Source organism: Alkaliflexus imshenetskii DSM 15055 (assembly GCF_000517065.1).
Taxonomy (GTDB): Bacteria; Bacteroidota; Bacteroidia; order Bacteroidales; family Marinilabiliaceae; genus Alkaliflexus; species Alkaliflexus imshenetskii.
Genome location: NZ_KI912105.1, coordinates 2,678,671 through 2,679,375 on the forward strand (window position 1 = coordinate 2,678,671; position 705 = coordinate 2,679,375).

Annotated in this window: 1 tRNA gene and 2 other annotated features (1 of these 3 only partly in view); the gene reads left to right on the forward strand. The window is 46.8% G+C overall.

Annotated features, from left to right (window positions below):
- Window positions 1-705: a sequence feature (mutual gap in cmsearch alignment for this rRNA model is longer than 100), on the forward strand (it extends past both window edges: 312 nt to the left, 267 nt to the right).
- Window positions 19-92: transfer RNA gene (locus ALKIM_RS19640), tRNA-Ala, on the forward strand. (Overlaps the previous feature by 74 nt.)
- Window positions 296-705, forward strand: a sequence feature (23S ribosomal RNA rRNA prediction is too short). (Lies within the feature at window positions 1-705.)

Here is a 705-nt window from a genome sequence, read left to right on the forward strand (position 1 = left end):
GGCGGTATTGCATCATTCGGGGAATTAGCTCAGTTGGCTAGAGCGCCTGCCTTGCACGCAGGAGGTCAAGGGTTCGACTCCCTTATTCTCCACAGTTACTTCGGTAACAAACGTTCATTGACATATTGACCGAAATCGAAAAAGAAATAGACACGAAACGAACCATTAAAAGATTCTCGCGAGGGGATTTTTTAGGACGTAAGTAACGTGCGCAATGCGCGAGCATTGTGACCACAAACTACGTGGCAATAAGAAAGTAAATAAGGGCGTACGGAGGATGCCTAGGCTCTCAGAGGCGAAGAAAGACGTGATAAGCTGCGAAAAGCTGTGGGGAGGTGCAATAACCGTTAATCCACAGATATCTGAATTGGGGCAACCCACTTGGTTGAAGGCCAAGTATTCCGATTTTATCGGAAAGCAAACCCGCTGAACTGAAACATCTAAGTAGGCGGAGGAAGTAGAAAACAAGAGTGATTCCCTAAGTAGTGGCGAGCGAACGGGGAGCAGCCCAAACCGTAAATGTTTCGGCATTTACGGGGTTGTAGGACTACCATCACTATATATTATTACGAAATGGAAGCAACTGGAAAGTTGCATCGCAGAGGGTGATAATCCCGTACATGTAAGTATGATATATAAGGTAGTATCCTGAGTAGCGCGGGACACGAGAAATCCTGTGTGAATCAGCCGGGACCATCCGGTAAG